Here is a 3,244-nt window from a genome sequence, read left to right on the forward strand (position 1 = left end):
CCGTGCGTTAGCACAGGGCCATATTCCCCTCTGCCGCGCAGCAGCAGGCCCCTTCGGGAATACAGACTAGCTCACCAGCCCACAAGTACACCAGCTCACTAGCCCACTATACCATACCGGTCTGCGACGCCTTTGCTGGAGAAAGGGCTATCTTCAGCCCTGCCGCCCAGCTCCTTCCAGCAGAAGGAGCCTGCGTTACGCGCTTTCCTTCCCGCCTCTGATCCCCCCTGCCTATCGTAAAAAAACTCCCCGCCTGAATCGGCAGGGAGTTTTTCTTACTGAATGAAATAATATTTCTTCATCAGCTTTTCACGGTACGCTGAATCCTTCGCAGCCCGAAGAAGCTCATCCATCTGCCGAGTTTCCAGAAGGACTTTTGCCAGCCCGTTGGCCAGGTTCATACCCCTTCTGTACCCGTTTCCATATACTTTTCTCAGCCATTTCTTCCGGTCAGCCGTTCTTTTTTCTGAATCCCGGTAGGCTTTGATCGTATCCTGCTGTTCCACATATTTCCCCATGGAGCCGTAGTCTTTGATGATTTTTTCCACCATGCTGTCAGTGAGTCTGGTATCATAGCACATAAGCCGACTTCCCTCCCTTACTGTTCCTGAAGCCGCTCAGGCAGAACCATGGAGATATGGTATTTTTCCATAAGCTCGTCACGGTACTTTTCATCTTCCACTGCCCGGGCAAGCTCTTCGGTCCTGTGATTTTCAATGAGTATCTTCATCAATGCAAAGAAACTGTCCATGCCGGCCTTGAGCCCTTCCGCATCATTGTCTTCTATAAGGGTGGCTTCATCATGGCTGTCCATTTCAGCAGCCAGTTCATTAAAATGATCGGCCTGTCTTTTTTTCTTAAATTCATCCTTGAAAAAATCGACCAGCGTATCAGTTTCCTTTTCTTCAGGAATGCTGTATTCCTTCAAAAGCATTTCGCGGTATTTTTTATTTTTTACAGTATATCTTATATCGTACCAGTTGTGGTTATCAATCCATGTATCAAGTAAAGCACAGTATGTATCAATACCTTCTTCAAAGGCTTTCTTAAAAATTTTTTCAAATGTTTCATGATTTGCCATATTTCCGTCTCCCGTAAGAGCGGAAATATCATTTTCCACGTGCTGCCGGTTTTCTTCATTCCGGAAATCTTCCATCATCTTCACCTCTTTCATCCAGTTTCAAATCACTTGCTAATTTAATGCATCAGCGTCATGTACAGGTTAATCCCCGCCAGTATCATGAAGCCTGCGGAAAGAACAAGGTTAATCACATCCGGATTTTCACGGAACAGATGCATTCCCCTTCACCTCTTTCCCTTTTTTATCTTTCTTCACCTCCCTTCTTTGATGTCTATTCGTATTATACTAAAATCTGCAGCGATCGCGCTATGACATCATCTGTCATTATCTGTCATTATCTGTTATTATATGTCAACACCTGTTTAAAGTTTCTAACATGCTTAAAGAAAAAATCACCACCCTGTGGGGACTCCCGGGCCTTCATGGCGCCGGGAAAATAGAAATCAGAATAAAAAGCCCTGGGTATGAAACTTTGATTAATTTTTCATAGGCTGACTTTCATAAAATACTTATTTTCTTCATTCCCCATCCCCATGATATACTATAGAAAAATAATATGTTTTACCAGTCAAAGGAGGGATCTTGATGAAGAGAAAGATGATTTCCATGCTGGCAGCCTGCCTGCTGTCGGCGGCAGCCATAGCGCCGGCTTTTGCAGAGGGCGGCGCTGCCCCATCGGCGAAGCCTGCCGGCGCGCAGGAAGTGCTGGAGAGGCTCTATACCCATATTTCAGAGGACGCAAAGGCCGAGGCGCCGTCTCTAAAGCCTGCAGCCGTAAGGCTCACACCGGAGCAGGGAAAAAAGCTCCTTTCTGCCATTGCGGAGAGGGCGGTGAAGGAGCATCCGGACCGGTTTGAGGCCTATGTGTTCCGGGGCGCCATGTATTACACGAATGGGGAAAAGGAAAAGTGCTTTGCGGATCTGGACCACGCGGTGACGCTGGCGCCGGAAAATCCCCTTGCCTACGGTTCAAGGGCGGAGTTTTCCGCCAGAGACGGGCGGGATAAGGAGGCCCTTCAGGACTGGGACAAGGCGCTGTCCCTGAATCCCACCGATGAGGTCAAGGATAAAGTCTATATGCAGCGGGGCCTTTTCCATATGTCCAGAAAGCAGTATGAGGCAGCGGCTTCCGATTTCAAGAATGATTTGAAATATGTCAATCCGAAGCTCCGTTTCGGGGTGCAGATATTTACAGGCGACTGCTATGCAAAGCTCGGGAAGAACGGAGAAGCGGAAAAGTCATACCGGGAAGCGGTAAAGGACAACCCGAAGAATCCTTTATGCTGGGATATGCTGGGTCATTTCTATAATTTCACCATGAAGCAGCATGACAAGGCCAAAGAGTGCTATGATAAGGCCCTTGCCCTGGCTCCCAAATCGGATATGATTCTCCGTGAGGCCGGTGTGAACGAGCTGGGGGCTAAACGGATGGACAGGGCGGTAACCTATTTCACAAGGGCCATCGAAGCAAATCCCACCCACCGTCTCAGCTATATGCTCCGGGGCACCACCTATGGGGTGATGGGAAAATATGAACCGGCTGCAGAGGACTATACGAAGTACATAGAGCTCACCAAAAAGCCGAAGGCGGAAGACTATATCCTCCGGGGCGGCTGCTACAGCAAGCTGGGACTTTACGATAAGGCCATTCAGGACTACACAAAAGCCTCGGGGCTGGAGCCGGAGAATTACCGTCCCTATGAATCCCTGGGGTACAACTACTCCCTTAAGAAGGACTATGACAAGGCCATTCCCTGGTATGAAAAGGCTATCGCCCTGAATCCGAAAAGCGGGGAGGCTTATAACAACCTGGGCTATACCTGGTTTTTGAAAGGAAATAAGGATAAAGCGCTGGAGTATTTAAACAAAGCCATAGAGGTCTCCCCTGCCTATGCCGAATCCTACCGCTCAAGGGCTGAGGTCTATGAGTCCATGGGAGAGTTCGATAAGGCCCTTGCAGATATGGACCACTTCGTGACTCTCTCTCCGAAAGACGCCAAGGGCCGTGAGTTCCGCAACCGGCTGGCTGAGAAAGCGAGACACGCCTGATAGCATGAGGGGGCAGAGGGATTGTGTAGAAAGGGGCAAAGAAAGGCTCAGAGGATTCCCTTCCCCATTTATTGTCCCACCAGCGAAGCTGGGGTGGCAAAGGAACTGGAGTCA

3 protein-coding genes are annotated in these 3,244 nt (G+C 49.0%); 1 reads left to right on the forward strand and 2 read right to left on the reverse strand.

Annotated elements, in window-relative coordinates; all coding sequences use genetic code 11:
• Window positions 1-275: 275 nt before the first annotated feature.
• Window positions 276-581 (reverse strand): hypothetical protein, encoded by a 306-nt coding sequence (locus B2Y11_RS06980; RefSeq protein WP_291057671.1) that lies wholly within the window; start codon window positions 579-581, stop codon window positions 276-278.
• Between the two features lie 17 nt (window positions 582-598).
• Entirely contained in the window at window positions 599-1,159 is a 561-nt protein-coding gene (locus B2Y11_RS06985; protein WP_291057673.1) for a hypothetical protein, read from the reverse strand.
• 507 nt (window positions 1,160-1,666) lie between these two features.
• Here B2Y11_RS06985 and B2Y11_RS06990 point away from each other — a divergent pair.
• Window positions 1,667-3,130, forward strand: a complete 1,464-nt coding sequence (locus B2Y11_RS06990; protein WP_291057684.1) for a tetratricopeptide repeat protein — start codon at window positions 1,667-1,669, stop codon at window positions 3,128-3,130.
• The last annotated feature ends 114 nt before the right edge of the window (window positions 3,131-3,244 follow it).

The sequence above is a fragment of the Dialister sp. UBA1703 genome (genome assembly GCA_002320515.1).
GTDB lineage: Bacteria > Bacillota > Negativicutes > Veillonellales > Dialisteraceae > Dialister.

What these genes read in the sequence shown, in the direction of transcription:
- B2Y11_RS06980 (WP_291057671.1), bottom strand. Translation starts at nt 581, where the DNA reads ATGTGCTATGATACCAGACTCACTGACAGCATGGTGGAAAAAATCATC.
- B2Y11_RS06985 (WP_291057673.1), bottom strand. Translation starts at nt 1,159, where the DNA reads ATGATGGAAGATTTCCGGAATGAAGAAAACCGGCAGCACGTGGAAAAT.
- B2Y11_RS06990 (WP_291057684.1), top strand. Translation starts at nt 1,667, where the DNA reads ATGAAGAGAAAGATGATTTCCATGCTGGCAGCCTGCCTGCTGTCGGCG.